Origin of the sequence: Rhodopirellula sp. UBA1907 (assembly GCF_002337565.1) — a bacterium.
Classification (GTDB): Bacteria; Planctomycetota; Planctomycetia; order Pirellulales; family Pirellulaceae; genus Rhodopirellula; species Rhodopirellula europaea.
The window spans coordinates 43,013-44,020 of record NZ_DDGH01000006.1 but is presented as its reverse complement, the minus strand read 5'-3'; the positions used below and the strand labels follow the sequence as shown (position 1 = coordinate 44,020).

Sequence of the window (1,008 nt, the reverse complement as noted above, 5' to 3'; positions counted from 1 at the left end):
TCGCACGGCGGCTTCAGCGGCGGCCAAAGTGGTGATGCAGGGCACGCCGTGTTGAACGCCTGCGGCTCGGATCTTGCCTTCGTCCGTCCGAGCTCCCTTGCCCGATGGAGTGTTCAAGATCAACTGAACGTCGTCGTTTTTCAGGTAGTCGATCAGGTTGGGGTGACCTTCGGACAGCTTCTTCACTCGGGTCACGGCAACGCCGGATTCTTCCAAACGGACCGCGGTGCCCTCGGTGGCCAGCAGTTCGAAGCCCAATTCGATCAAAGACTTGCCGAGTGATTCGGCGGATTCTTTGTGGTTGGCGGAGAGCGACAAGAAGATCTTGCCAGATTCCGGCAGAACGGTTCCCGCCGCGAGTTGGCTTTTGGCAAACGCGATCGAGAACAATTCGCTGACGCCCATGACTTCGCCGGTGCTCCGCATCTCGGGGCCGAGAACGATGTCGACGCCGGCAAATTTCCGGAACGGCAACACGCTCTCTTTGATCGAAACGTGGCGTGGAATCGGTTCTTCCGTGACGTTCAGTTTTTGCAGCGTTTCGCCCGCCATCACTTTCGTTGCGATGTTTGCGACCGGGACGCCGGTTGCTTTGGCGACGAACGGCACCGTGCGGCTGGCTCGTGGGTTCACTTCCAAAATGTAAAGCGTTGGCTGGGTGCCTTCCATTTTGACGGCGAACTGAATGTTCATCAGCCCGACCACATTCAATCGTGCGGCGAGCTTTCTGGTCGCATCGCGAATTTCGGCCAGAACCGGTTGAGTCAAGCTGAACGGTGGGATGCAGCAAGCCGAGTCGCCCGAGTGAACACCGGCTTCTTCGATGTGTTCCATGATGCCCATGATCACGCAATCGTTGCCATCGCTGATCGCGTCGACATCGACTTCGGTGGCGTCTTCGAGGAATCGATCGATCAACACAGGTTGCCCGTCGGCGACGATGAATGCCTCGGCAACGTAGCGAGCGAATTGGGAATGGTCGTAGCAGATTTCCATCGCGCGGCCGCC

General features: G+C 58.2%; 1 pseudogene. It reads right to left on the bottom strand.

Annotation, left to right across the window (positions count from 1 at the left end):
• A pseudogene (locus B2R17_RS02085) lies at positions 1-1,008 on the bottom strand (ATP-grasp domain-containing protein); the annotation flags it as partial.